Here is a 26,093-nt window from a genome sequence, read left to right on the forward strand (position 1 = left end):
GGAAGGGCGAGGGGGAAAACAGCAGATTTATGCTCTTTTCAGTTCCCTCTCCCCTTTGGGGAGAGGGTTAGGGTGAGGGGTTACCGCCCCTGCTTTCTCAGCAAATAAACGAAATAAGGCGCACCGATAAATGTTGCCAGCAGCCCCGCCGGCACCTGATTCGGGAAAAGAATCATCCTGCCGCACCAGTCCGCCAGAATCATTAACATCCCGCCAAAAATCCCGGCCATCGCTATCTGCGGCATTGCCCTGCGGAAGCCAAGCATGCGAGCAATATGTGGCGCCATCAGCCCGACAAAACTCAGCGGGCCGACGATTAACGTCGCCGTGGCGGTAAGCGTTGCCGCCAGCAACAGCAGCGCAAAGCGCGATGGTGTTAACGCCATTCCCACCGCCCGTGCGGTGGCACCGCCCAGCGGTAAAATTACCAGCCAGCGGCGCAGTAGCGGCGTGATGGCTAACAGCCCAACCATGACACCCAACGTTCTGACTGCCTGCTCGCCTGTAACGTTATACGTCGAGCCAGAAATCCAGGTCAGCAGCGTCGCCATACGCGGATCGCCGCTTGCCATCAGCATCATCAATAGCATGGTAAAGGCGGTGCTGAGCGCCATCCCGGCCAACAGCATACGCTGAGGAGAAAACCCGCCTCGTCCGGCAGCCATCATGATGATCAGCAGCGTTACCGCCGCCCCAAGACTGCCCGCCGGCAACAGCCAGACAAACGCGTTCCCCGGCACAATAAACAGCATCAACACCACGCCGAAGGCCGCGCCGGAGCTAATACCCAAGACTTCCGGACTTGCCATCGCGTTGCCGGTTAACCGCTGGATAAGGCAGCCCGCAACTGCCAGCATCACGCCTGCGGTCAAAGCCGCCATAACGCGCGGCCAGCGCCACGGCAGCACATCGTCAAAGAGCGCACCACTTAACCATCGCCAGCCGTGTGCGTCACGCCCCAGTGCCAGCGCGGCGGCAATCACCAGCAGCAGAATGCCAAGTCCCGTGGCCACCCAAAGCAGCACACGCTGGCGTTCAGCCTGAACATGATCTCCGGCGCTCATGGACGGCGCACCGCTGGTACGCAGACGAGGCAGCAGCCACAGCAGGATAGGTGCGCCAATCAGCGCAGTGACCGTCCCGGTAGAGACTTCACCCCACACGCTGGAAAGCCAAACTACCACCTGGTCAGACAGCCAGAGAATCAGCGCCCCAATAAGCGGAGCCAGGCACAAACGAGCAACCAGGCGCCGAGCCCCCAGCATTTTTGCCAGCAGCGGCGCAAACAGCCCGATAAAACCAACGATCCCGACCGCATTAACCAGCTGAGCACTGATCACAATCGCCAGCGCCAGCGTCACCAGCCTGACCAGCGAAAGCGCGAGGCCCAGATTACGCGCCACGCCATCATCCAGTCCCATCAGCGTCAACGGACGCAGCAACAGCAGCGTTAGCAGCAGGCCGCCCAGCAGGCGTGGCCACAGACTCTCAACGCTGCTCCAGTCCTGTTGATTGAGCGATCCAGTGCTCCACAGGAACATATTCTGCAGCTGGTCATGGTGGAAGATTGCCAGCAGTTGGTTGACCGCCCCGCAATAAAGACTCAGCACCAGGCCCGCAAGAATCAGCGTGACCGGCGACATCCGCTTGCCCCAGGCGACGCCAAAGACAAGCAGGCCAACGACTGCCGCACCAATCAGCGCCGCAAAGGGCTGGGCAGCCAGCGGCAGCACCCAAAGCGTAGCAACCGTGACGCCAAGCTGAGCCCCGCTGGCTACGCCAAGCGTTGTCGGCTCCGCCAGAGGATTGCGCAGCACCTGCTGGAACAGCACGCCGACGAGACCCAGCCCGGCACCAACCAACAGCGATATTGCGAGACGCGGCAGCAAGCTGAAGTGAAACAGCATCTGTTGAACATTGTCGATGTCCGGCGCGACAAAAGCGCTGCGCCACTGCGAAGAGGGTAAAACGCCATGCATGTTATGCAGCGTCAGCCATAGCGCGCAGACAAACAGCACCAGCAGCAGGCTGGAGGAGAAAATAACGTGACGTTTCATCAGGTCAGGCTCCTCAGGCCATCGTCCAGCACGCGGGCGAAGTGCATAGCCGACATCGTCGTGCCATAAAGCCAGACGGCGGGAACTTGCTGAAAACGGTTCTGGCGGATAAACGGCATCGCTTTCCACAGCGGCGTGGCCGTTACCTGGCGGGCTACCGCTTCGTTTCTATGGTCGAAGCACAGCACATCGGCGTCTTTGATCGACGCAAGGCGTTCAATCCCAACAACCGCCGTCCCCCAGAAGTTCGTTTCTTCTTGCCAGGCATTCGTCACCCCCAGCAAATCCATCACCTGCTGGAACAAACTATGTTTGCCCACCACCAGCGCATGGCGATTATCCAAAAATGACATCAGCAGCACTGGACGATTGCCGCGCGCGGCAAAGCGAGGCTTCATGCTGGCAATAAACGCATCAAATTCGGCCAGATGCCGACTGGCGGCCTGCTGCATACCCAGCGTATCCCCCAGTTGAATGAGCGATTTACGCGCAATATCCAGCGGCTTGCCGGAGCCATCGTTAAAATTGAACCCAAGCCCAGGGGCGATACGGGTGATTTTTTCCGGCGAAGGGCCGTAGCCCGCAGAATAGAGAATCAGCGATGGTTTTAGCTGCGCCATCAGCTCGAGGTTAGGTTCGGTGCGCAGGCCAACATCAATCACGCCTTCCGGCAGCTTAGGTTCGTTCACCCAGATTTGGTAATTAGGGATGTCGGCGACGGCCATCGGCGTGACGCCGAGCGCCATCATCAGCTCAACGGGCAGCCATTCCAGGGCGATGATGCGTTTTGCATCCGGCACCGCCGCCTGCGCGGCAGGTAATTTTAGCAGCAGCGGTGAAAGCGCCATCGCCGCCAAAAGGCGGCGACGGGTTAAAATAAAGTCATTCATACGGCTCATCAATAAACAAAACTCACCGGCGCAGCCCCCGCCGGGTGCGGCAGGATGCCCATCGGAATACCGTAGATATGCTCCAGCGTATCACTTTGCATTAAGGCTTCCGGCGTCCCTTGCGCGATCATTTCGCCACCGCGTAGCGCCACCAGATTGTCGCAGTACCGCGCAGCCATATTAATGTCGTGCAGAACGGCAACCACCGTCAGGCCGCGCTCCTGGCTAAGGCGATGGATCAGCGCCAGCACGTCCACCTGATGAGCGATATCCAGCGCAGAGGTCGGCTCATCCAGCAGCAGGCAGCGGCTATCCTGCGCCACCAGCATGGCGATCCATGCCCGCTGGCGCTCGCCGCCGGACAGGCTGTCCACCAGACGATGCGCGAACGGCTTCAGCCCTACCAGACTGATTGCCTCATCCACCAGCTCACGGTCAGCCACCCCAAAACGCCCTAAAGCCCCATGCCACGGATAACGACCAATCGCAACCAGCTCACGCACCGTCATGCCCTCAGCGGCAGGAAGCTGCTGGGGAAGATAGGCCACCTGCCGGGCAAAAGCTTTGCTGCCCCAGCTATCCAGCGGCTGCGAGTTCAGCAGAATTTCACCTTCAGAAGGTTTCTGGTGGCGACCCAGCATTTTCAGCAGCGTCGATTTACCGGAGCCGTTATGGCCAATCAGGCCAGTGACTTTACCCACCGGGAAGGTGATAGACAGCGGATGGAGTAGCGTGCGGCCAGGCACGCGAAACGTGACATCAGTGAGGCTAAAAGTCGTGTCGGGATGAAGCTGTTTATCCTGCATGGTAGCCATCTTAGTGAAGGGCACGGCGAACCGTGCCCGGGAGACAAGTTAGAAGCGGAAGGTCGCGGTAGCAACCACCTGACGCTCAGCGCCCCAGAAGCAACCGTAGGTGTCGAAGCAACTGGCAACGTATTCACGGTCAAGCAGGTTATTCACGTTGACCGCAATGCTGGAGCCGTTCAGGCCGAAGCGACCGAGGTCATACTTCACGACCGCATCCATAACCGCAGCGCTGCCCACCTTGAAGGTGTTAGCCGGGTCACCGTAGCTGGAGCCGATAAAGCGTCCACCAGTCCCCAGCGTCAGGCCACTCAGGATGCCGCTGTTGAAGGTGTAATCCCCCCACAGGGAAGCCATATGTTTAGGAACCTGAACCGGGCTATTGCCCTGAAGGGTCGTGTCTTTAGTGTACTGCGCATCGGTGTATGTGTAGGAAGCCGTCACGTTAATGTTGGCGTTCAACGCCGCCTTCGCTTCCAGCTCTACGCCACGCGCACGGACTTCGCCCGCCGGAACCTGATTCAGAGCGTTCGTCGGATCAGTCATCAGGGTATCGGTTTTCGTCAACTGATAAACTGCACCCGTCACAACGATCGGCATATCCTTAGGCACATATTTCACACCAGCTTCATACTGCTCACCTTTGGATGGCTGATAGGCCACACGAGGTGTGCTGTAGAGACTGAACGCGTTCGGCTCAAAGGATTGGCTGTAGCTGAAGTACGGAGAGATTCCGTTGTCGAACAGGTAGTTAACTCCACCGCGCCAGGTAAACTGGTGATCATTACGATCTATATAACCGTTATCACTGCGAACTGTGGTTGCCTGTTTAGACCAGTCATAGCGTCCACCCAGCGTCATCACCCACTTGTTCCACTCCGCCTGATCCTGCACGTAAAGACCCGTTTGCTTACTTTCGTTCATCTGGTAAGGCACAGCGCTGCCAAAATCGACATCGCTCATTGAGGGCAGATTGTTTAGATCGAGGGGAGGTGCATTACCAAACAGAGCGCTAATGTCATTACGCATGCGCATATAATCCACACCGGTTAACAGCGTGTGATCGATAGCCCCGGTTGCAAATTTACTCTGTAGCTGAGTATCTACGCTAAAGTTTTGCAGACGTTCATTATCAACAACGGTACCACGCCCTAAATAGTGAGCTTTTTGCTCTGCAGTCAGTGCCTGACAGTAGACATTGAAAGCATTCATGCTGTTGTTGCACAACCCGGTACCATAAGCGCTTTGTTGAGCAACTTTCATTTCAGAGAAACGCAGGTTTTGACGCACGGTAAAGGTGTCGTCGAAACCATGTTCAAAGCTATAGCCCACCATTTTCTGGTTACGGGAATAGCTATTGTTAGTTGCCGCTTCGTTGAAGCTGGTAGACAGACGCCCACCGTTTGGCAACGGTTGAACGGTACCTTCTTTCGGCAGCCAGCCGTAATAGCCTGTATCAGGCTCATTCTGGAAGTAAGACAGGAAGGTGAAGTTTGTCTTGTCGTCAGGACGCCATGAGAAAGAGGGTGCAATGGCATAACGTTTCTGTTTGGCATTATCCTGCTGCTCGTTATTAGAGCGCGCAACGCCGGTCAAGCGATAAGAATAAACACCCGCATCATCCAGGGCATCGCTGAAGTCAAAGCCTGTCTGATACAGGTTGTCCGTGCCCATTTTGAACTGAATTTCATGCAGCGGCTCGGTAGTCGGACGCTTGCTGACCATATTCACAATACCGCCCGGGCTGCTTTTGCCGTACAGCACGGAAGTTGGACCGCGCATCAGCTCCACGCGCTCCAGCATATAAGGGTCAATGACCGCGTCGTTATAGAAATCACCCTGCATTTTCAGGCCATCCAGATAGTTATTCTGATTCAGGCCCACGGATGAAAAACCACGGATAATGACAAAGTCGTAGGTATTGGAAGCACCACGGCTGCTAACCGTTACGCCCGGCGTATAGCCCAGCGCTTCTTTCACAGACTGGAATTGATGCATCTGCATCTCTTCGCTGGTCACCACCGAAATAGACTGCGGGGTCTTTTCAATGGGGGTATCGGTTTTGGTCGCCGTGGCGCTGCGTTTAGCGGCGATGGTTGGCGATGGCCCCCATGCGCTTTCGGCAGGCACTGCGGCGGCTGAAACGGTGATGGTGTCTTCTTTTTTGGTCGTGCCGGTGTCCGCCGCGAAGCTGTTAACGCTGACGGTGCCCACCGCCGCCGCCACAAACAGGGCAAGCTTACGGACAGGGTTTTTGGCTGGCTGACCTGGGAGTGAACGCGCCATGATATTTTCTCTGGTGAAGTGGTAAATGATAACGTAAACGATAATTATTATTATGCCCGCAGGATAATAGACGAAACGCTGGCTGCATAGCAAGCACCTCACACCCTCAGGCTTATTAAGGGAATAAGAAATAACCAGATGGTTTATGTGGTGTTAATTGGGCGTGAAATTTAAGATAAGAAACGCGTTATGGCGGACAAAAAAGCAAAAAAAACCTCCCCCGGTTAGGGAGAGGTTTGTAAGTGAAGCGAGGCTTAATTGCTGCCGAACATGTCCTTAATCCAGCCGGCAACGCCGTCGCTCTTCTGTTCCTGAGCGGGCTGTTGCTGCTGAGGCTGCTGCTGCGGTTGTTGCTGCGGCTGCTGGCCTGCTGGCGCCTGGCTGAATGGATTAGCCGACTGCTCTTCCTGCTGACTTTGCTGGCAAAGCGCGCTCGGGTTCGTCGTCCAGACAGGCAGCACACGGTCACCACCGCCGCTACACATGAAGTAACCCGCGCCGTTGACGCCCATGTCCACGATATCTTCCGGCTGGGTCAGATCCAGCGGGATCGGCGACTGGTTTGACAGATAACGCTGATACAGCGACATTGCGCCGCTGGCACCATACAGCTTGGTTGGCTGGTTGTTATCACGTCCTACCCAGGTAATGGTCACTTCACGGCCATCAACGCCGGCAAACCAGGTATCCACGTTGTTGTTGGTGGTCCCCGTTTTCCCGGCCAGATGCAGGTTCGGGTATTTCCCGCCCAGCGCACGGCCTGTACCGCGAGCCACCACCTGCTGCATACCAAACAGCGTCAGATAAGCAGCCTGCGCAGGCACCGCCTGCTCCGCCTGTGGGAAGCTCTGATACAGCACGGTGCCGTCTTCAGCAATCACCGATCGCAGCGCGGAAAGCGTGGCGCGGTTCCCGCCACTGGCAATCGTCTGGAACGCCTGCGCAACCTGAATAGGCGTCAGGTTCAGCGCCCCCAGAATCATCGCCGGCACCGGATTAAGCTGGTCTTTGGGTACCCCAAGCTTGGTCCAGGTATCGGTAATGGCCGGCAGGCCCAGCGTCATACCCAGGTTTACGGTTGGCACGTTCATCGAACGCGTCAGCGCATCCACCAGCATCACTTGCCCGCTGTACTGGTGGTTATCGTTCTGCGGCGACCAGACCTGGCCATTCGACAGTTTGATGCCAATCGGGGCATCGGCAAGCCAGGTGTTCAGGCGGAACTTATCCGGCTGGCTCAACGCCGTCAGATAAGTGGCCGGTTTTGCCAGCGAGCCAATGGAGCGACGAGCCTGCAGCGCACGGTTAAAGCCCGCAAACTGCGGTTCCGCGCCGCCGACGACCGCGCGAACTTCACCGGTAAAGCGGTCAACAATGACCATCGCCGCTTCCAGGTCGTTCAGCTTACGGGAAGCACGCAGCACCGGAACGCCTTCGGTCACTGCTTTTTCTGCCGCATCCTGAGACACGGAGTCAAAGGTGGTGAAGATCTTCACGCCGGACAGGTCTTTCACCTTGTCGCCCAGCTTATCCTGAAGCTCCTGACGCACCATCTGCATAAAGGCTGGCTGTGGCGAAATCACGCCGCCGCGAGGCTGCACGCCCAGAGGACGCGCGCTCAACATGTCGTACAGCTCCTGATCGATAACTTTCTGTTCCTGCAGCAGGCGCAGGACCAGGTTACGACGTTCAAGCGCCAGCTTCGGATTTCGCCATGGGTTATACAGCGATGCCCCTTTCACCATACCTACCAACAGCGCCTGCTGGTCGAGGCTAAGCTCTTCCACCGGGCGGCCGAAGTAATACAGGCTGGCCAGCGGGAAGCCACGAATCTGATCGTCGCCGCTCTGGCCGAGGTACACCTCGTTCAGATACAGCTCAAGAATGCGATCTTTGTCGTAGCGAGCATCCATGATCAGCGCCATGTAGGCTTCGTTGGCTTTACGCCACAGCGTACGCTGGTTGCTCAGGAAGAGGTTTTTCACCAGCTGCTGAGTCAGCGTACTGCCGCCCTGCACCGCTCGCCCGGCCGTCAGGTTAGCGACAACGGCGCGGCCAATAGAGTAAATGCTGATCCCGTCGTGCTCATAGAAATGGCGGTCTTCGGTAGCAATCAGCGTGTCCACCAGCAGATCCGGGAAGCCGGAACGCGGCACGAACAGGCGCTGCTCACCGTTTGGCGAAGAAAGCATGGTGATCAGCCGCGGGTCGAGGCGGAAGATACCGAAGCTGCGGTTATTATCCATGTTCTGGATAGATTCCAGATGGCCACCGTCGAACACCAGGCGAGCGCGAATCTGCCCTTCTTTACCGTCCGGGAAGTCAAACGGGCGGCGAATCAGCTCGATGTTGTTCCCCTGCACGGTGAACTCGCCCGGGCGCGTCATGCTCGACACCTGCCGGTACTGCGTCGCTTCCAGCAGCTTCACCATCTCCGCTTTGCTGTAAGGCATATCTGGCTCAAGGTTTACCATGCGGCCATAGACCGCCGCCGGAAGCTGCCAGACTTTGCCGTCAATGCGGCTGCGGATCTGCTGATCGAGGTACACACCGTAAATAACCAGCACCACAAAGAAGATGATCGCCAGCTTCACCAACAGCCAGAAGAAACGGCGTTTTTTCGACGGGCGGCCCGAGCCTTTCCCCTTACCTTTTCCTTTACGCGGCGGCATAGGTTCTTCGTCCTCGTAATCATCGTCTTCGTACTCGTCGTCATACTCCTCTTCCTTGAGTCGACGACGGCTCACCTTCTCTTTCGCCGGACGCGTTGGTTTTCCTTTACGTCCAATAGGCTCGCGGTCATTCCCCGCCATGCATCTTCTCCACAAAAGTTCAGGCGCAAAGGCCCGATTCTCCGTTCTTCCGCGCAATGCGAAAGAAGAAATCTCTCAAAAAAAACAACCGGACATTCTTTTCAAGAATGCCTTTTCATGCTCGCTAGCTCTCCCATTGGGGAGGGCATCAGGAATACTTTTTCGTCCGGCGCGTCGGGGCAGTATTCGCCGGATCGTCCGGCCAGACGTGCTTCGGATAACGTCCCTTCATCTCTTTTTGCACTTCGCGCCAGGCCCCGTTCCAGAACGCCGTTAAATCACGGGTGATCTGCAACGGCCGCTGCGCCGGAGATAATAGCTCAAGCACCAGCGGAACGCGCCCCTCGGCGATGCAAGGCGTCTGTGCTTCACCAAACATTTCCTGAATACGCACCGCCAGTACCGGCGGATTTTCGCTGTCATAGCGAATCGCAATCTGGCTTCCGGTCGGCACAGTGTAATGAGTTGGCAGGGCACTATCCAGCCGTTGACGCATTGGCCAGTCAAGCAAGTTGCCCAGCGCCCGGCTAAGGTCGATATTTTTCAACGCACGTAGCGAATGCACGCCGCGCATTTCCGGCAGCAGCCAGTCTTCGAGCTTTGCCAGCAGGGAGTCATCGTCCACCGCAGGCCATTTCTGCTCCGGCAGCCAGCGAGCCGCGCAGCTCAGGCGCAACCGCAGCTGCTGGGCTGGAACGGACCACTCCAGCAGGCCCAGCCCGCGTTCACGAATGCCGTTTAAAATCGCCTGCTGCATTTCCTCTTCGGAAGGCTTCGCTAACAGCTGAGTTTTCACCACTAATTTGCCGATCTGACGCCGCCGCCAGGCTTTTAACGCACCCCGCTCTTCATCCCACTCCACCGAATCACTTTCCGTCAGCAGATACGGGATACGAACGACAAGCTCTTCAACATCCAGCGGCAGCGCCAGCAGGATGCGGGCATCCGGCGACTGGCTGCCCTGCAGCAAAAGCGGCGCTATCAGCCATTCATGCCGCGTCATGGCGTCATCCTGCTCCAGCATCGCACCCATGCCGTTGGCTAACTGATAGCGACCTTCTGCCCCGCGCCGCCGGGCGATACGGTCGCTAAACCCGCTTGCCAACAGCGGCATGGCTAGCGAGATATCCGGCTCCCCGCTTCGGGCATTTATTCTTTTCAGCAGCTGAGCGGCGCGCTGCCGCCAGTTACCGTTCCTGCTGTCGAAAAGTGACCGCAAATCGCCGCCACCCTGAGTACGCGGCGGTTCCTCCAGGATTGCCGCCAGCCACGCGGCTGTGGCCTGCTCATCCGGCGTTTTGGCCGTCACCAGCATTGAGGCAAGACGCGGATCGTTACCCATTTTCGCCATTTTTTGCCCTTCTGCCGTCAGGCGTTGCTGCTCGTCAACGGCCCCTAGCTGACGTAGCAGACGTTGAGCTGCCGCCAGGTTGACCTCCGGCGGCGCATCAAGCCAGGTTAGCTGGCGCACGTCCTGGCAGCCCCATTGCAACAGCTCCAGCAGCAGGCCGGATAAATCACTTTGTAAGATTTCCGGTTCGCTCTGGGCCGCCGCACGTTCGGCCTGGTCGGCGGCGATCAGATGCAGGCATATACCCGGCTCCAGACGCCCGGCGCGTCCGGCCCGCTGGGTCATTGAGGCTTGACTCACACGCTGAGTGACCAGCCGGGTCAGCCCGGTACGAGCGTCAAAGCGAGCGACGCGCTCCTGCGCCGCATCCATCACCAGACGAATGCCTTCAATGGTCAAACTGGTCTCGGCAATGTTAGTCGCCAGTACGACCTTCCGGGTTCCCGCCGCGGCGGGCAGAATCGCTTTACGCTGCTCGCTCAAAGGTAAAGCGCCGTACAGCGGGCAAAGCTGGACATCGCTCGCCACTCGCTCTTTGAGTTGTTCCTGCACGCGCTGAATTTCACCCACGCCGGGTAAAAACAGCAGCAGCGATCCTGACTCCTCGCGCAGCAGCCCGGCCACGGCGGCGGCAACTGCGTCATCAAAGCGTTGATGCGCTGGCAAAGCCATGTAGCGGCGCTCAACCGGGAAAGCACGACCTTCAGAGGTAATCACCGGTGCATCAGGCAGGCATTGCTGCAGACGCTGGTTGTCCAGCGTCGCCGACATAATCAGAATTTTAAGGTCATCGCGAAGCCCGGCCTGCACGTCCAGCAGCAGCGCCAGGGCGAGATCGGCCTGTAAACTGCGCTCGTGAAATTCATCGAGGATCACAAGCCCAATACCGTTGAGCTCGGGATCCTGTTGGATAAGCCGCGTTAGAATCCCTTCGGTCACCACCTCAAGCCGGGTGTTTGGCCCCACACAGCTGTCAGCTCGCATCCGGTAGCCGACAGTTTCACCCGGTTTCTCACCCAATAATTCGGCCAGCCGCTGAGCAACATTGCGGGCGGCAAGGCGACGAGGTTCAAGCAGCAGAATGCGGCCTTCCAGATTACTCTGCTGAAGGATTTGCAGCGGCAGCCAGGTAGATTTACCTGCGCCGGTAGGGGCATTGAGCAATACTTGCGGGGCGTACTCGAGCGCTTTCAGCACTTCCGGCAGTACGGCCGCAACCGGTAATGAGGACACAAACGGCTCCAAAGGGTTAACATCGGCAGTCGCGCATTGTAGCATCCCGCCAAACCATAACCGAGAGACAAGCATGGCCGAAAATCGACGCCTGTTTTTTGCCCTGACGTTACCGTCCGAGGTTCAGCAGCAAATCATTCACTGGCGAGCCGCCCAGTTCCCGGCGGATGCTGGCCGACCGGTAGTCGCGGCCAATCTGCACCTCACGCTGGCGTTTTTGGGGGATGTCTCCGAAGAAAAACGCCAGGCACTGTGTCGCCTCGCCGGAAGAATTAACCAGCCCGGCTTTACGCTGCGCCTGGACGATGCCGGGCAATGGCTTCGCTCAAGCGTCGTCTGGCTGGGGCCACGCCAGGCTCCGCGCGGCCTGCTGCAACTGGCCAATATGCTACGCTCCCAGGCCGCTCGCAGCGGCTGCTATCAGTCTCCGCAGCCGTTTCATCCCAACGTGACGCTTTATCGCAATGCCATACGCTCCGTGGCGATCCCCGCCCCGGGTTTTAGCTGGCAATTTCAGGTGAATGAATTTTCGCTGTACGAGTCCGTTTTTGAACAGGGTAGAACCCGCTATCAGGCGCTGGAGCGCTGGTCGCTCACTAATAAGGAAGAGTAGATGGAGTTTTCACCCGCGCTGCAGCCCGCCACGCTAATTAAACGCTATAAACGCTTTCTGGCGGACGTTGTAACCGCCAACGGCGAAACCATGACGCTGCATTGCCCCAATACCGGAGCAATGACAGGCTGTGCCACGCCGGGCGATACGGTTTGGTATTCCACATCGGCCAGCCCAACGCGCAAATACCCCCATACATGGGAGCTTACTCAAACACAAAAGGGTGAGATAATTTGCGTCAATACGTTACGAGCAAACACTCTGGTCAGAGAGATGCTGACGACATATCCTCCGACACAACTGGCGGGCTATGACAGCCTTCAGGCCGAAGTAAAATACGGTGAAGAACGCAGCAGAATTGACTTTATGTTACAAGCGAGTAACAAGGTTAACTGCTATATTGAAGTGAAATCAGTCACGTTGCTCCAGCAGGATAAAGGCTATTTTCCCGATGCTGTTAGCCTGCGGGGCCAGAAGCATTTAAGAGAGTTGATGAATGTGGTTCAGCAAGGAGAGCGCGCGGTGCTACTGTTTGCGGTTTTACATTCTGCTATAAATAGCGTCTCGCCAGCCCGCCACATTGATGAGAAATATGCGCGGCTGTTAACCGAGGCACAGCAGTGTGGGGTTGAAATTATCGCCTGGAAAGCAGAACTTTCTGCCGAGAGGATCACTCTAACTACGCCGTTGCCTGTCTATTTATAATCAGCATCTGGTTAAGGACAGATAACGTATTGTCTTTTTTATAGTCGGGTCGTTTCGCAAATAAGCTTTTCTTCACACGGTTGTCAAGAGAGGAGTTTATATAATTGCCAACCTGAAAAGCATCTGCTATTTATAGCGGCCTGATTTTACCCCGACAGGGGACCGATAAGTGCGTGTTAAGGAGAAGCAACATGCAAGAAGGGCAAAAGCGTAAAACGTCGTCCCTGAGTATTCTCGCCATCGCTGGGGTGGAGCCATACCAGGAGAAAACGGGCGAAGAGTACATGAACGAAGCCCAGCTGTCGCACTTCAAGCTTATTCTTGAAGCATGGCGTAATCAGCTCAGGGACGAGGTAGATCGCACCGTTTCGCACATGCAGGATGAAGCGGCTAACTTCCCGGACCCGGTAGACCGTGCGGCCCAGGAAGAAGAGTTCAGCCTCGAACTGCGTAACCGCGATCGTGAACGCAAACTGATCAAAAAGATCGAAAAAACGCTCAAGAAAGTGGAAGACGAAGATTTCGGCTACTGCGAATCCTGCGGTGTAGAAATCGGTATTCGTCGCCTTGAAGCACGTCCGACCGCTGATTTGTGTATCGACTGCAAAACGTTGGCAGAAATCCGCGAAAAACAGATGGCCGGCTAACGGCCCTCGGAAATGCCAAACCTCTATGGCGGGAGACTCTCCCGCCATATTACTTTATTGCACCCCAAAAAATGTCAGCTCAACTCTACATTGGCCGTTTTGCCCCCTCACCTTCCGGGGAACTGCATTTTGGCTCACTCATCGCCGCTCTTGGCAGCTACCTTCAGGCTCGCGCTCAACAGGGTCGCTGGCTGGTACGCATCGAAGATATCGATCCTCCTCGCGAAGTTCCCGGCGCCGCCGACACCATCCTCAAACAGCTTGAGCATTACGGCCTGCACTGGGATGGCGATGTGCTATGGCAATCCCACCGCCATGAGGCCTATCGCGCCGCGCTGAACTGGCTCCGGCAGCAAGGGCTGAGCTATTACTGCACCTGCACTCGCAGCCGTATTCAGCAGATCGGCGGTTTCTACGACGGGCATTGCAGAACCCTTGGCAACGGGCCACAAAACGCCGCAATGCGCCTGGTGCAAAACAACCCGGTGCTGAGCTTCCAGGACGGCCTGCGCGGGCAATTGCATGCCGATGAGTCTTTGGCGCGGGAAGATTTCATCATTCACCGTCGTGATGGTCTGTTCGCCTATAATCTTGCTGTCGTGGTGGATGACCACTTCCAGGGCGTGACGGAGATCGTGCGCGGTGCAGATTTGATAGAGCCGACGGTACGGCAAATCTCGCTATATCAGCAGTTTGGCTGGCCCGCTCCCGGCTATATTCATCTGCCACTGGCGCTCAACGAGCAGGGCTCTAAGCTTTCGAAGCAGAATCACGCGCCCGCGCTGCCGCAGGGCGATCCTCGCCCGCTGCTGGTGGAAGCGTTGCGCTTTTTAAATCAACAAGTAGCGGACGGCTGGCAAGATCTGACGCAGGAAAGGCTGCTGGAGCAAGCCGTAATGAACTGGTCGCTTAATAGTGTGCCGGTGAATACATCATTCTCAAATGCCCCACACTGAGCTATGATTAGCCGCTGTTTTTTTTGTCCCTATGATTGACACTGCCGAGGTGGACTATTTTTACCCGAGTCGCTAATTTTTGCCGCAAGGTGCTTAACCGCGATGACGTCGTGGTCGAGGAGACCGAAACTCTCCCGCACATTACTGTTATCCCGCGCGATCAGCACGCTATTTCCCGCAAAGATATCAGTGAAAATGCCCTCAAGGTACTCTACCGTTTAAACAAAGCAGGCTACGAGGCTTACCTCGTCGGCGGCGGCGTCCGCGACCTGCTGCTGGGCAAAAAACCGAAAGATTTCGACGTCACCACCAGCGCGACGCCAGAACAAGTTCGCAAACTGTTCCGTAACTGCCGCCTGGTTGGCCGCCGTTTCCGCCTGGCTCACGTGATGTTCGGGCCTGAAATCATCGAAGTGGCCACCTTCCGCGGCCATCATGAAGAGCAGCAGTCTGCCGACCGTCAGACCTCGCAGCGTGGCCAGAACGGCATGCTGTTGCGTGATAACATCTTTGGTTCTATCGAAGAAGATGCTCAACGCCGCGACTTCACTATCAACAGTCTTTACTACAGCGTGGCCGATTTCTCCGTGCGGGATTACGTCGGCGGCCTGAACGATCTGAATAAAGGCATTATTCGCCTGATTGGCGACCCGGAAACGCGTTACCGCGAAGATCCGGTGCGAATGCTGCGCGCCGTGCGCTTTGCCGCCAAGCTGAATATGACCATCAGCCCGGAAACCGGCGAGCCGATTCCTCGCCTTGCCACGCTGCTGAACGATGTGCCCCCGGCGCGTCTCTTTGAAGAATCGCTCAAACTTCTGCAGGCCGGATACGGGTTTGAAACCTACCAACTGCTGCGTGAATATCAGCTCTTCCAGCCGTTGTTCCCGATCATCACCCGCTATTTCACCGAGCAGGGCGACAGCCCGATGGAACGCATTATTGCGCTGGTGCTGAAGAACACCGATACCCGCATTCATAACAATATGCGCGTAAATCCGGCGTTCCTGTTTGCGGCGATGTTCTGGTATCCACAGCTGGAAATGGCGCAAAAGATTGCCCAGGAAAGCGGCCTCGCCTACTACGACGCCTTTGCGCTGGCGATGAATGAAGTGCTGGATGAAGCCTGCCGTGCGCTGGCGATTCCAAAACGCATTACTACGCTGGTGCGCGATATCTGGGGCCTGCAGCTTCGTCTGTCCCGCCGCCAGGGTAAACGCGCCTGGAAGCTGATGGAGCATCCTAAATTCCGGGCGTCTTACGACCTGCTGGCGCTGCGCGCGGAAGTCGAGAACAACCAGGAACTGCTGCGTCTGACCAAATGGTGGGGCGAGTTCCAGGTCGCTGCGCCGCCAATGCAAAAAGATATGCTGAACGACCTTGGCGATGAGCCTGCAGCTCGCCGCCGCACGCGTCGCCCACGCAAACGCGCGCCACGTCGCGAAGGTAATTCATGACCCTCGCGTATATCGCGCTGGGCAGTAACCAGGCGTCGCCGCTGGAGCAGGTTTCATCTGCTCTTGACGCCCTGGCCGCCATTCCACAAAGCCGAATGGTGGCCACTTCTTCGTTTTACCGCACCCCCCCGCTCGGCCCGCAGGATCAGCCAGATTATCTGAATGCTGCCGTGGTGCTGGACACCGACCTGTCTGCCGAAGCCCTTCTGGACCATACCCAACGTATTGAACTGGAGCATGGCCGCGTGCGCAAAGCAGAGCGCTGGGGGCCGCGGACGTTAGATCTCGATCTTATGCTGTTTGGCGATGAGGTGATGCACACCGAACGCCTGACTGTACCTCATTATGACATGAAGAACCGCGCGTTTATGCTGGTTCCTCTGCTGGAAATAGCACCGGAATGCCGCTTTCCCGACGGGCAGTCTGTTGCCGCGATACTGGCTAGCCTCTCCCAGGAGGGCATCACCCGCTGGTAAACAGCGCGCCCGTATCCTGTTCTAACCTTTCTCCGGGGATGATGATGAAACCCACTACCACCTCCACCCTGCGTAAGCTCAAGCAGGATAACAAGAAATTCGCCACCCTTACCGCCTATGACTTTAGCTTCGCTAAGCTGTTTGCTGACGAAGGCGTCGGCGTTTTGCTGGTTGGCGATTCGCTGGGCATGACGGTTCAGGGCCACGACTCTACGCTGCCGGTCACGGTGGCAGACATTGCCTACCACACTCGTGCGGTTCGCCGCGGTGCGCCAAACTGCCTGCTGCTGGCTGACCTGCCGTTTATGGCCTACGCCACGCCGGAGCAGGCGTTTGCCAACTCCGCAGAGGTCATGCGCGCCGGGGCTAACATGGTGAAAATCGAAGGCGGCCGCTGGCTGGCTGACACGGTGAAAATGCTGACGGAGCGCGCCGTTCCTGTATGTGGTCATTTGGGATTAACGCCGCAGTCGGTCAATATTTTTGGCGGGTATAAAGTTCAGGGCCGCGACGAACAGGCCGCGCAAACGCTGCTGGATGACGCTCTGGCGCTGGAAGCCGCTGGCGCCCAGCTGCTGGTGCTGGAGTGCGTTCCCGTTGAGCTGGCTAAACGCGTAACCGAAGCGCTTTCTATCCCGGTGATTGGCATTGGCGCGGGCAACGTCACGGACGGGCAGATTCTGGTGATGCATGATGCCTTTGGGATTACCGGCGGCCATATTCCTAAGTTTGCGAAGAATTTCCTTGCTGAGACCGCCGATATTCGCACCGCGGTGCGCCAGTACATTAGTGAAGTCGAATCCGGCAGTTATCCGGGCAACGAACACAGTTTTTACTGACAGGAGATAGGTTGTGCTGATTATCGAAACGTTACCGCTGCTGCGTCAGCAGATTCGCCGCTGGCGCCAGGAAGGAAAACGCATCGCCCTGGTGCCGACCATGGGCAACCTGCACGATGGGCACATGACGCTGGTGGAAGAAGCCAAAGCCGTGGCTGATGTGGTCGTGGTCAGTATTTTCGTGAACCCGATGCAGTTTGACAGACCGGACGACTTAGCCCGCTACCCGCGCACCCTGCAGGAAGATTGCGAAAAGCTGAACCGCCGCAAGGTGGATATGGTCTTTGCCCCGGCGCCGGTTGACGTTTACCCTCAGGGCCTCGACACACAGACATTTGTGGATGTGCCGGGCATCTCCACCATGCTGGAAGGCGCCAGCCGCCCAGGGCATTTCCGTGGTGTTTCCACCATTGTCAGCAAACTGTTCAACCTCGTTCAGCCCGACGTTGCCTGCTTTGGCCAAAAGGATTATCAGCAGCTAGCGCTGATCCGCAAAATGGTCGCCGATATGGGCTACGACATTGAGATTATTGGCGTGCCGACCGTGCGCGCTAAAGACGGCCTGGCGCTCAGCTCACGTAATGGCTACCTGACAGCAGATCAGCGTAAAATCGCCCCGGGATTGAGCAAGGTCATGAACGGCCTGGCGGAAAAACTGCGCGGCGGCGACCGTGATACCGAAGAGATGCTGATCCTCGCGGCAACAGAATTGAACGAAAAAGGTTTCCGTTCTGATGACCTGCAAATCCGCGATGCGGACACTTTGCTGGAGCTGTCAGCGGAAAGCAAACGTGCGGTGATCCTGATGGCGGCCTGGCTCGGTCAGGCCCGACTGATTGATAACGTCACCGTCGATCTGGCGCAGTAGACAGCCTAAATAAAAAGGGCAATACTGCCTCGAATATCCACGGCGCGGGTGATATCCGCGCTTTTTAAGCCCAGTAACAAAGGTTCAAGTTTATGATTCGCACCATGCTGCAAGGCAAGTTACACCGCGTCAAAGTGACTCAGGCGGACTTGCATTACGAAGGCTCCTGCGCCATCGATCAGGACTTCCTTGAGGCGGCAGGCATTCTGGAATATGAAGCCATCGACATCTACAACGTCACCAACGGGAAGCGTTTTTCTACCTACGCTATCGCCGGTGAACGTGGCTCTAAAATCATCTCCGTTAACGGTGCGGCGGCACACTGCGCCGACGTCGGTGACATCCTGATTATCGCCAGCTACGTTACTATGCCAGATGAGCAGGCGCGCAGCTGGCAGCCAAAAGTGGCCTACTTTGACGGTGAGAATGAGATGAAGCGTCTCGCGAAAGCCGTGCCGGTTCAGGTCGCGTAACAACCGCCCTCGCCTAACCCTCTCCCCACGCGGGAGAGGGGATCGAACAACCCCAGTTTAGCTCACGTACTCACGATTCAGGCTGATTGGTAATCGTCCTCGACATCGTCTCCAGAGAATCCGTCCTCATAATATAAAGCCGCTTCAGCAAGAACGGGTTGTCGCCCGGTTTCACCTTCCCACGCACCGTGGTTACCGCCATATGGAATCCTGCATCGTTCGCCGCTTTTACCGCAATATCGTTATAGCCGCCAAACGGATAAGAGAGATAAAGCACGTGCGGATTGAACTGCGACAGCGCACGGCGCGAGTGCTCAAAATCAAACAGGATATTGTGGTAACTACGGCTCAGAAGAATCGGGCGGCGGTAGTTATCCACGCGATGCAGGAAATGCGTGTGCGACTGAATATCGAACACGCTTTGAATCGCCTCCAGCTCAGAAATACTCATAAACTGCAGAGACTTTGGATTCCACGGCTGTGGATGACGCTTAATGCGTGACGAGATAATGTAAGCCGTCGCTTTAAAGCCGTACTGTTTCAGAATCGGGAACGCGTAACGGTAGACTGATTTCAACCCGTCATCAAAGGTGATCACCACCGAGCGAGCCGGGAGATTCATACGGTTACGCAGATAACCTTCCAACTGATACATCGTCAGCGTGGTGTAGCCCATGTCACGCAGCCAGGTCATCTGGTTGCTGAACGCAACCACCGAGGTGGTCGTCGACGTATGGCGGAAACGCGTATTTTCCTCATCACGCAGAATGTGGTGATAGGTCAGAACCGGAATGCCGTTATCCGGCTGCGCGTCCAGGCTGCTGATGTAGCCCAGGCGATTGCCAATGCGAATTTGGTACCAGGTCTGGTTCAGGCGATCTTTGAGCTTGCCGATGATTGGGTAACGCAGGTTATCTGCCAGCGTGCCGAACACCGCTGACGAGGTGGCCGGCTCGCTATAGATAGCCACGTCGCGGAAGGTGATCAAGTTTTGGTTACTCAACGGATTGTTGAGATCCCCCAGCCGGTCTTCCACTCGCTGCTTGCCTTTTACCGGGCCAAGATGCGCCTTGTCGATAAACCCGGTACCGAAGCCGAAATTAAACTCGTAGTAATCTGCGGCCGTCGGCACCACCGCCAGGATTTGCCCCTGGCCGATACGGCCGACGGAAATCACATTATCACCCACCTGCGCCCAGATATCGGCATCTTCGGTGGTTTGCATATATTGGGCGGGAGTGTCATGGCTACTGAGCAGGCTAGCCTGAGCAGTTCCGATGCTGATGACCAGCATGACGCAATAAACAAGGCGAGTTAACATGGCAAATTAGTCAGTTTTTGTCGGAAAGACGGAAGGAAGTCATTAGTTTAGCAAAAGACAGAGGAATACCAACCTCAATAGATACATACCCTTAATAATTGTGCAGCAATACAAACGGCGGGTTCTTTTGCTGCTGATGCCAAAGGCTGGTCACCGCCTCCCCGCCCTGCTCCACAATAAGCTGCCGAAAGGCTTCGCTGGAGATATTTTCCCGCTGTTCACGCATCGCTAAAAGCAGCGGCAGCGTTACCCCGGCGATAACTTCGCAATGCTCATGCTTATGGTTCATCAATGCCGCTGCCCGGTAAGGTTCCGCCCCGGTGAGATCGGTCAGAAAGATAACGCCGTCGCCCGAATCGCAGTGGTGAAGAGCATCGCACATCATCCGGCTAAGCATATTGGTGCTTAACCCGTGCCAGAAATTCACCGCACAGCACTGAGGCTGCGGCCCAAAGCGCTGCTCGAGAGCATCCAGTATCTTTTGTGCGTAGTCGTCGTGTCCGGCAATGACCCAGCCAAGCATAAAGTCTCTCCTGTTTATGGAGCGACAGTGTGCCAGAACGCTGAATAAGTAGCCTGATGCGTATCAATTTGGCGTAAAAAAATCCCCCTAAAGAGGGGGATTTAATCAGGAACTATTAGGTCCGGAGCCCGCGACCGCGCTGGATGAGATACCAGCACAACAAGTAAAACACGACGATAAAGATTGCCAGCACACCGACGGTGGTCACCAATGGCACATCGGTAATGCCCAGGAAACCAAAACGGAAGCCGCTAATCATGTAGACGATGGGGTTCAGGTGCGAGAGCGCCTGCCAGAACGGAGGCAGCAGGGTCAGGGAGTAAAACACCCCGCCCAGATAGGTCAGCGGCGTCAGCACGAAGGTCGGGATCAGACTGATATCATCGAACGTTTTGGCAAAGACGGCGTTCAGCAGACCGGCCAGCGAGAACAGAATAGCCGTCAGTACAAGCGTCAACGCCACGAACAGCCAGGAATGCACCTGGAACGGGACGAAGAACAGCGACACCGCCGTGACCAGGATCCCCACGCACAGACCGCGCGCGACGCCGCCACCAACATAGCCCGCGATGATCACGTGCGTGGGTACCGGTGCCACCAGCAGCTCTTCGATATTGCGCTGGAACTTCGCGCTGAAGAATGAGGAAGCGACGTTGGCGTAGGCGTTGGTGATCACCGCCATCATGATCAGGCCCGGCACGATGAACTGCATATAGGTGAAGCCGTGCATTTCGCCGATACGCGAGCCAATCAGGTTACCAAAGATAATGAAATACAGGGTCATGGTGATGACCGGCGGAACCAGGGTCTGGATCCAGATACGGGCGAAGCGGTGAACTTCTTTGGTCCAGATGCTTTTCAGCGCCACCCAGTACAGCTGCATCATGCCTGATCCCCTTGTTTACCGTTTACCAGCGTCACGAACAACTCTTCGAGACGGTTAGCTTTGTTACGCATACTCTGTACCTGTATCCCCTGCGCGCTTAGCTGGCTGAACACGCTGTTAATCCCCTGTTCACGCAAAACTTCGACTTCCAGCGTGGACGTGTCCACCAGCCGATACTGGTAACCGTCGAGCTTAGGCAGTGGACTTTTAGGGGCCAGATCCAGGATGAAGGTTTCTGATTTCAGCTTGGAAAGCAGCGATTTCATCGAGGTGTTCTCTACCAATTCACCACGCTGGATAATGCCGATGTTGCGGCACAGCATTTCGGCTTCTTCCAGATAGTGAGTAGTCAGAATAATGGTAGTGCCTTTGTCGTTGAGATCTTTCAGGAAGCCCCACATAGAGCGGCGCAGCTCGATGTCTACGCCGGCAGTAGGCTCGTCCAGAATCAGCAGCTTAGGTTCGTGCATTAACGCACGGGCAATCATCAGGCGACGCTTCATCCCTCCCGATAACATCCGCGCACGTTCGTTGCGTTTTTCCCACAGATCGAGCTGTTTTAAATACTTTTCGCTGCGCGCTATCGCTTCGCTGCGCTCAACGCCGTAGTAGCCAGCCTGGTGCACGACGATCTGCTGCACCGTTTCAAACGGGTTGAAGTTGAATTCCTGGGGAACCAGGCCAAGCTGGCGTTTGGCGTTGACCACGTCTTTTTGCAGATCGTAGCCAAACACCCGCACGCGGCCGGAGGTTTTATTCACCAACGAACTGATAATGCCGATAGTGGTGGATTTTCCCGCACCGTTAGGGCCGAGCAGCGCATAGAAATCACCCGCTTCAACGCGAAGATCTATGCCACGTAGCGCCTGGACGCCACCGGGATAGGTTTTCGTTAACTGTTCCAGTTCCAATGCAATTGTCATGGATATTCGCTTACCTTATTCGGTACTTGTTTGAAAATTCGTTGAGTTACCCTATATTACCCCATCGCACTTCTCGGGTGACAGGCGTTAACCTCACATGAAAGACATTGATTCCCTTATCAGCAATAATGAACTTTGGTCAAAAATGCTGGTTGAGGAAGACCCCGGTTTCTTCGAAAGACTTGCCCAGGCACAAAAACCTCGCTTTCTCTGGATTGGCTGCTCCGACAGCCGTGTTCCCGCCGAACGACTTACCGGCCTGGAGCCAGGCGAACTCTTTGTTCACCGTAACGTGGCAAACCTCGTTGTTCATACCGATCTGAATTGCCTTTCCGTTGTGCAGTACGCTGTAGACGTCCTTGAAGTTGAGCACATTATTATCTGCGGTCACTACGGCTGCGGCGGCGTTCAGGCTGCGGTAGAAAACCCGGAGCTGGGCCTAATTAACAACTGGCTGCTGCACATTCGCGACCTGTGGTTCAAGCATAGTTCGCTCTTAGGGGAACTGGCACCGGAACAGCGGATGGACACGCTCTGCGAATTGAACGTCATGGAGCAGGTATACAACATCGGCCATTCCACCATCATGCAGTCTGCCTGGAAACGCGGCCAGAAAGTCACGGTTCACGGCTGGGTCTACGGTATTCACGACGGGCGCCTGCGCGACCTTGAAGTGACGGCCACCAGCCGCGAGTCACTCGAGCAGGGCTACCGCAGCGGCATAGCCAACCTGAAGAATACCCACCATAGCCACCGGAATCGCGCAGCTTCGCAATAATTCCGTGAAATGTGGATAGCAAAAAGGGCCTTTTAAGGCCCTTTTTTGTTTGCTTACGACGATTGATTACTCGTCCAGCATCACCACTTTGCCAACGAACGGCAGGTGGCGATAGCGCTGGGCATAGTCGATGCCGTAGCCAACGACGAATTCGTCTGGGATAGAGAAGCCAACGTATTCAACGTTAACATTCACTTCGCGGCGAGTCGGTTTGTCCAGTAGCGTACAAATGGCCAGAGATTTTGGTTCACGCAGGCTCAGGATCTCGCGCACTTTACTCAGGGTGTTGCCGGAGTCGATGATATCTTCCACGATCAGCACATCTTTCCCACGGATATCTTCGTCCAGATCTTTCAGGATCTTCACGTCGCGAGTGGTGGACATGCCGCTGCCGTAGCTTGAAGCGGTCATAAAATCGACTTCATGGGAAACCTGAACTTCACGGCACAGATCCGCCATAAACATAAATGAACCACGCAGCAGACCCACCAGCACCATGTCACTGCCGCTGTCGCGATAGTGTTCGGTGATTTGACGACCCAGTTCAGCGACACGGGCTTTGATCTCCGCTTCCGGGATCATCACTTCAACAGTATGTTTCATATCTCTAACCATATGATTTAAAAACAAATCATTTAATGCTGGTTCACCTGCAGCCAACACAAAATAGTGAGGCGTGGAGTATACCAGCAAATCGCCTTCACATCCCCACTTGAAAAAAAAGCCATAAATGTGACAACCATCACACTTGTTAATAACTATAATTAAATGCTATCAAAACTTTATGAGTGTGATAATTGTGAAAACAAATAAAACCGGATCGCAACTATTTGTGACCCTCTCGGCCCTCTTTGCTGTACTTTGCGGGCTCTATTTACTCTTTGGCGGGATATGGTTAGTGGCTATAGGCGGGTCGTGGTATTACCCGATCGCCGGCCTGGTGATGCTCGGTGTCGCCTGGCTGCTGTGGAAGAGCAAAGCCTCCGCGCTTTGGCTCTACGCGGCCCTGCTGCTGTGTACGATGGCCTGGGGCGTCTGGGAAGTCGGCTTCGACTTCTGGGCGCTGACGCCGCGCTGCGACGTGCTGGTGTTCTTCGGCGTCTGGCTTCTGCTGCCGTTTGTGTATCGCCGCCTGGTGATTCCAGCAAGCGGCGCGGCACCATCGCTGGTGGTTTCCCTGCTGATTACCGCCGTTGTGCTGGTCTGGGCGGGCTTTAACGACCCGCAAGAGATCAACGGCACGCTGAATCTGGATAATGCCGCAGCTACCGCTGAGTCTTCCATTCCTGATGCCGACTGGCCAGCTTATGGCCGCAATCAGGAAGGGCAGCGTTTCTCTCCGCTCAAGCAGATCACCACGCAGAACGTGGGCCAGTTGAAGGAAGCCTGGCGTTTCCAGACCGGCGACGTGAAGCGTGCTACCGACCCGGGTGAAATCACCAACGAAGTCACCCCGATCAAAATCCGCGATATGCTTTACCTGTGTACCGCCCACCAGCAGCTGTTCGCACTGGATGCCGCCACCGGGAAAGAAAAGTGGAAGTTTGACCCTCAGTTAAATACCGACCCTTCGTTCCAGCACGTGACCTGCCGTGGCGTTTCTTACCACGAAGCCACCGCGGATAACGCCCCTGCGGATGTAGTGGCCGACTGTCCTCGCCGCATCCTTCTGCCGGTGAACGATGGCCGCCTGTTCGCGCTCAACGCCGATACCGGCAAGCTGTGTGAGAGCTTTGCGAACAAAGGTATTCTGAACCTGCAGACCAACCAGCCGGTGACTACGCCAGGTATGTACGAGCCGACTTCACCGCCTATCGTGACCGACAAGGTGATTGTGATTGCCGGGGCAGTGACCGACAACTTCTCTACCCGTGAGCCTTCCGGCGTTATCCGTGGTTTTGACGTTAATACCGGTAAACTGCTGTGGGCGTTTGACCCAGGCGCGAAAGATCCAAACGCTATCCCGGATGACGAGCATCATTACACGCTGAACTCGCCGAACTCGTGGGCTCCGGCGGCATATGATGCAAAACTGGATCTGGTTTACCTGCCGATGGGCGTGACCACGCCGGATATCTGGGGCGGCAACCGCACGCCTGAGCAGGAACGCTACGCCAGCAGCATCGTGGCGCTGAATGCCACCACCGGTAAGCTGGCCTGGTCCTATCAGACCGTCCACCACGACCTGTGGGATATGGACATGCCTGCCCAGCCAACGCTGGCGGATATCACCGACAAAAACGGCAACAAGGTGCCGGTGGTGTACGCCCCGGCTAAAACCGGCAACATTTTTGTTCTGGACCGCCGCGACGGTAAATTAGTGGTACCAGCCCCGGAACAGCCTGTTCCACAGGGTGCCGCCAAAGGCGACCATGTTTCCCCTACCCAACCATTCTCCGAGCTGACCTTCCGTCCGGAGAAAGATCTGAGCGGGGCGGATATGTGGGGCGCGACCATGTTCGATCAGTTGGTCTGCCGCGTGATGTTCCACAGCATGCGCTATGAAGGCATCTTTACCCCGCCTTCCGAAAAGGGGACGCTGGTGTTCCCGGGCAACCTGGGCATGTTCGAGTGGGGCGGGATCTCCGTTGACCCAAATAATCAGGTCGCGATGACCAACCCAATGGCGCTGCCGTTCGTGTCTAAGCTGATTCCACGCGGGCCGGGTAACCCAATGGAACCACCAAAAGATGCGAAAGGCTCAGGCACTGAATCCGGCGTTCAGCCGCAGTACGGCGTGCCGTATGGCGTCACGCTGAACCCGTTCCTGTCGCCGTTCGGCCTGCCGTGTAAACAGCCGGCCTGGGGCTACATCTCTGGCGTTGACCTGAAAACCAACGAAATCGTGTGGAAGAAACGTATTGGTACCGTGGAAGACAGCATGCCGTTCCCAACCGGTATTCCAATGAAATTCCGCATGGGGATGCCAATGCTGGGTGGCCCAATCTCCACCGCCGGTAACGTGATGTTCATTGGTGCTACCGCAGATAACTACCTGCGCGCGTTTGATATGCGTGACGGGAAACAGCTGTGGGAAGCGCGTCTGCCAGCCGGTGGACAGGCTACGCCGATGACGTATGAAGTGAACGGTAAGCAGTATGTGGTGATTTCCGCAGGTGGCCACGGTTCCTTCGGCACGAAGATGGGGGATTATATTGTGGCGTACGCTCTGCCGGACGACGCAAAATAAAA

The 26,093-nt window shown here is 56.3% G+C and carries 22 protein-coding genes; 11 read left to right on the forward strand and 11 right to left on the reverse strand.

All coding sequences use genetic code 11. The features are described 5' to 3' along the window. Positions 1-80 precede the first annotated feature (80 nt). The 6 genes from fhuB to hrpB form a co-directional block, all read right to left on the reverse strand. Positions 81-2,060 (reverse strand): Fe(3+)-hydroxamate ABC transporter permease FhuB, encoded by a 1,980-nt coding sequence (fhuB, locus tag WFK85_RS11800; protein WP_336707858.1) that lies wholly within the window; start codon positions 2,058-2,060, stop codon positions 81-83. Next, on the reverse strand, positions 2,057-2,956 hold the full coding sequence (fhuD, locus tag WFK85_RS11805; RefSeq protein ID WP_166993591.1) for a Fe(3+)-hydroxamate ABC transporter substrate-binding protein FhuD: 900 nt from the start codon (positions 2,954-2,956) through the stop codon (positions 2,057-2,059). Before fhuD ends, fhuB begins: the two co-directional genes overlap by 4 nt. Next, the gene (gene fhuC, locus WFK85_RS11810) at positions 2,956-3,753 is read right to left on the reverse strand and encodes a Fe3+-hydroxamate ABC transporter ATP-binding protein FhuC (protein ID WP_008460370.1); all 798 of its coding nucleotides are present in this window, start codon (positions 3,751-3,753) and stop codon (positions 2,956-2,958) included. Before fhuC ends, fhuD begins: the two co-directional genes overlap by 1 nt. A gap of 48 nt (positions 3,754-3,801) precedes the next feature. Then, a complete protein-coding gene (gene fhuA, locus WFK85_RS11815) occupies positions 3,802-6,039 on the reverse strand; it encodes a ferrichrome porin FhuA (RefSeq protein ID WP_336707830.1) in 2,238 nt (745 codons plus the stop codon). 254 nt (positions 6,040-6,293) lie between these two features. Continuing rightward, complete coding sequence (gene mrcB / locus WFK85_RS11820) at positions 6,294-8,852, reverse strand: bifunctional glycosyl transferase/transpeptidase (protein ID WP_008460368.1); 2,559 nt, start codon at positions 8,850-8,852, stop codon at positions 6,294-6,296. 148 nt (positions 8,853-9,000) lie between these two features. Beyond that, positions 9,001-11,436 (reverse strand): ATP-dependent helicase HrpB, encoded by a 2,436-nt coding sequence (gene hrpB, locus WFK85_RS11825; RefSeq protein WP_336707828.1) that lies wholly within the window; start codon positions 11,434-11,436, stop codon positions 9,001-9,003. Between the two features lie 73 nt (positions 11,437-11,509). Between hrpB and thpR the strand changes: the two genes are divergently transcribed. The 9 genes from thpR (at position 11,510) to panD (ending at position 18,470) form a co-directional block, all read left to right on the forward strand. After that, positions 11,510-12,049, forward strand: a complete 540-nt coding sequence (gene thpR / locus WFK85_RS11830; RefSeq protein WP_336707826.1) for an RNA 2',3'-cyclic phosphodiesterase — start codon at positions 11,510-11,512, stop codon at positions 12,047-12,049. After that, positions 12,050-12,754, forward strand: a complete 705-nt coding sequence (sfsA, locus tag WFK85_RS11835; protein WP_166993583.1) for a DNA/RNA nuclease SfsA — start codon at positions 12,050-12,052, stop codon at positions 12,752-12,754. A 191-nt stretch (positions 12,755-12,945) separates the two neighbouring features. Then, a complete protein-coding gene (gene dksA / locus WFK85_RS11840; RefSeq protein WP_008460361.1) occupies positions 12,946-13,401 on the forward strand; it encodes an RNA polymerase-binding protein DksA in 456 nt (151 codons plus the stop codon). A gap of 71 nt (positions 13,402-13,472) precedes the next feature. Beyond that, positions 13,473-14,357: a tRNA glutamyl-Q(34) synthetase GluQRS gene (gene gluQRS / locus WFK85_RS11845; protein WP_166876732.1), complete on the forward strand. Its 885-nt coding sequence runs from the start codon at positions 13,473-13,475 to the stop codon at positions 14,355-14,357. A gap of 56 nt (positions 14,358-14,413) precedes the next feature. Next, positions 14,414-15,814 carry a polynucleotide adenylyltransferase PcnB gene (gene pcnB, locus WFK85_RS11850; RefSeq protein WP_336707856.1) on the forward strand — a complete coding sequence of 467 codons (1,401 nt, stop codon included), beginning with the start codon at positions 14,414-14,416 and terminating at the stop codon, positions 15,812-15,814. Beyond that, a complete protein-coding gene (gene folK / locus WFK85_RS11855; RefSeq protein WP_008461854.1) occupies positions 15,811-16,290 on the forward strand; it encodes a 2-amino-4-hydroxy-6-hydroxymethyldihydropteridine diphosphokinase in 480 nt (159 codons plus the stop codon). The genes pcnB and folK overlap by 4 nt, the downstream gene beginning before the upstream one ends. 44 nt (positions 16,291-16,334) lie before the next feature. Next, positions 16,335-17,129 (forward strand): 3-methyl-2-oxobutanoate hydroxymethyltransferase, encoded by a 795-nt coding sequence (panB, locus tag WFK85_RS11860; RefSeq protein ID WP_166876740.1) that lies wholly within the window; start codon positions 16,335-16,337, stop codon positions 17,127-17,129. A 13-nt stretch (positions 17,130-17,142) separates the two neighbouring features. After that, positions 17,143-17,997: a pantoate--beta-alanine ligase gene (gene panC / locus WFK85_RS11865; protein ID WP_166993577.1), complete on the forward strand. Its 855-nt coding sequence runs from the start codon at positions 17,143-17,145 to the stop codon at positions 17,995-17,997. Positions 17,998-18,089: 92 nt separating this feature from the next. After that, positions 18,090-18,470, forward strand: a complete 381-nt coding sequence (gene panD / locus WFK85_RS11870; protein ID WP_008461846.1) for an aspartate 1-decarboxylase — start codon at positions 18,090-18,092, stop codon at positions 18,468-18,470. A gap of 70 nt (positions 18,471-18,540) precedes the next feature. Here the strand turns inward: panD and WFK85_RS11875 are convergent, their stop codons facing one another. From WFK85_RS11875 to WFK85_RS11890, 4 genes are all read right to left on the reverse strand, one after another. Further along, on the reverse strand, positions 18,541-19,791 hold the full coding sequence (locus WFK85_RS11875; protein WP_008461844.1) for a polysaccharide deacetylase family protein: 1,251 nt from the start codon (positions 19,789-19,791) through the stop codon (positions 18,541-18,543). Positions 19,792-19,882: 91 nt separating this feature from the next. After that, the gene (locus tag WFK85_RS11880; RefSeq protein WP_008461841.1) at positions 19,883-20,314 is read right to left on the reverse strand and encodes a PTS sugar transporter subunit IIA; all 432 of its coding nucleotides are present in this window, start codon (positions 20,312-20,314) and stop codon (positions 19,883-19,885) included. A 115-nt stretch (positions 20,315-20,429) separates the two neighbouring features. Further along, the gene (locus WFK85_RS11885; protein ID WP_008461840.1) at positions 20,430-21,200 is read right to left on the reverse strand and encodes an ABC transporter permease; all 771 of its coding nucleotides are present in this window, start codon (positions 21,198-21,200) and stop codon (positions 20,430-20,432) included. Then, complete coding sequence (locus tag WFK85_RS11890; protein WP_008461839.1) at positions 21,197-22,123, reverse strand: ABC transporter ATP-binding protein; 927 nt, start codon at positions 22,121-22,123, stop codon at positions 21,197-21,199. Before WFK85_RS11890 ends, WFK85_RS11885 begins: the two co-directional genes overlap by 4 nt. A 97-nt stretch (positions 22,124-22,220) precedes the next feature. Between WFK85_RS11890 and can the strand changes: the two genes are divergently transcribed. Then, positions 22,221-22,901: a carbonate dehydratase gene (can, locus tag WFK85_RS11895; protein ID WP_008461838.1), complete on the forward strand. Its 681-nt coding sequence runs from the start codon at positions 22,221-22,223 to the stop codon at positions 22,899-22,901. A 66-nt stretch (positions 22,902-22,967) separates the two neighbouring features. On the opposite strand, the gene hpt is transcribed toward can, so the two are convergent. Next, complete coding sequence (gene hpt / locus WFK85_RS11900) at positions 22,968-23,504, reverse strand: hypoxanthine phosphoribosyltransferase (protein ID WP_008461837.1); 537 nt, start codon at positions 23,502-23,504, stop codon at positions 22,968-22,970. A 181-nt stretch (positions 23,505-23,685) separates the two neighbouring features. Here hpt and WFK85_RS11905 point away from each other — a divergent pair, with 181 nt between their 5' ends. Next, on the forward strand, positions 23,686-26,091 hold the full coding sequence (locus WFK85_RS11905) for a glucose/quinate/shikimate family membrane-bound PQQ-dependent dehydrogenase (protein WP_336707818.1): 2,406 nt from the start codon (positions 23,686-23,688) through the stop codon (positions 26,089-26,091). Positions 26,092-26,093: the final 2 nt, after the last annotated feature.

Origin of the sequence: Cedecea sp. VD22 (genome assembly GCF_037150195.1) — a bacterium.
Classification (GTDB): domain Bacteria; phylum Pseudomonadota; class Gammaproteobacteria; order Enterobacterales; family Enterobacteriaceae; genus Cedecea.

What these genes read in the sequence shown, in the direction of transcription:
- fhuD (WP_166993591.1), bottom strand. Translation starts at nt 2,956, where the DNA reads ATGAGCCGTATGAATGACTTTATTTTAACCCGTCGCCGCCTTTTGGCG.
- fhuC (WP_008460370.1), bottom strand. Translation starts at nt 3,753, where the DNA reads ATGCAGGATAAACAGCTTCATCCCGACACGACTTTTAGCCTCACTGAT.
- fhuA (WP_336707830.1), bottom strand. Translation starts at nt 6,039, where the DNA reads ATGGCGCGTTCACTCCCAGGTCAGCCAGCCAAAAACCCTGTCCGTAAG.
- mrcB (WP_008460368.1), bottom strand. Translation starts at nt 8,852, where the DNA reads ATGGCGGGGAATGACCGCGAGCCTATTGGACGTAAAGGAAAACCAACG.
- thpR (WP_336707826.1), top strand. Translation starts at nt 11,510, where the DNA reads ATGGCCGAAAATCGACGCCTGTTTTTTGCCCTGACGTTACCGTCCGAG.
- sfsA (WP_166993583.1), top strand. Translation starts at nt 12,050, where the DNA reads ATGGAGTTTTCACCCGCGCTGCAGCCCGCCACGCTAATTAAACGCTAT.
- dksA (WP_008460361.1), top strand. Translation starts at nt 12,946, where the DNA reads ATGCAAGAAGGGCAAAAGCGTAAAACGTCGTCCCTGAGTATTCTCGCC.
- gluQRS (WP_166876732.1), top strand. Translation starts at nt 13,473, where the DNA reads ATGTCAGCTCAACTCTACATTGGCCGTTTTGCCCCCTCACCTTCCGGG.
- folK (WP_008461854.1), top strand. Translation starts at nt 15,811, where the DNA reads ATGACCCTCGCGTATATCGCGCTGGGCAGTAACCAGGCGTCGCCGCTG.
- panB (WP_166876740.1), top strand. Translation starts at nt 16,335, where the DNA reads ATGAAACCCACTACCACCTCCACCCTGCGTAAGCTCAAGCAGGATAAC.
- panD (WP_008461846.1), top strand. Translation starts at nt 18,090, where the DNA reads ATGATTCGCACCATGCTGCAAGGCAAGTTACACCGCGTCAAAGTGACT.
- WFK85_RS11875 (WP_008461844.1), bottom strand. Translation starts at nt 19,791, where the DNA reads ATGTTAACTCGCCTTGTTTATTGCGTCATGCTGGTCATCAGCATCGGA.
- WFK85_RS11880 (WP_008461841.1), bottom strand. Translation starts at nt 20,314, where the DNA reads ATGCTTGGCTGGGTCATTGCCGGACACGACGACTACGCACAAAAGATA.
- WFK85_RS11885 (WP_008461840.1), bottom strand. Translation starts at nt 21,200, where the DNA reads ATGATGCAGCTGTACTGGGTGGCGCTGAAAAGCATCTGGACCAAAGAA.
- WFK85_RS11890 (WP_008461839.1), bottom strand. Translation starts at nt 22,123, where the DNA reads ATGACAATTGCATTGGAACTGGAACAGTTAACGAAAACCTATCCCGGT.
- can (WP_008461838.1), top strand. Translation starts at nt 22,221, where the DNA reads ATGAAAGACATTGATTCCCTTATCAGCAATAATGAACTTTGGTCAAAA.
- hpt (WP_008461837.1), bottom strand. Translation starts at nt 23,504, where the DNA reads ATGAAACATACTGTTGAAGTGATGATCCCGGAAGCGGAGATCAAAGCC.
- WFK85_RS11905 (WP_336707818.1), top strand. Translation starts at nt 23,686, where the DNA reads ATGAGTGTGATAATTGTGAAAACAAATAAAACCGGATCGCAACTATTT.